Genomic DNA, 223 nt, shown 5'->3' on the forward strand with positions numbered 1-223 from the left:
AAACAGGTTAATATTCCTGTACTTATGCATATTGCGATGGAGAGACGGAGAAGGCTAGGCCAGCGCGGCGATGGTTGTCCGCGTTTAAGGTTGTAGGCTGGGGTTTTAGGTAAATCCGGGACCCTGTTAAGGCTGAGAATTGATGACGAGTCCTCTTTTGGACGAAGTGGTTGATGCCCTGCTTCCAGGAAAAACTTCTAAGCTTCAGATATGCATGAACCGT

General features: G+C 48.0%; 1 rRNA gene. It reads left to right on the forward strand.

The annotated features are described in order from the left end of the window. Positions 1-223, forward strand: a 23S ribosomal RNA gene (locus ACXAH2_RS17245); the annotation flags it as partial.

Source organism: Marinomonas sp. ABL3_031, assembly GCF_056161265.1.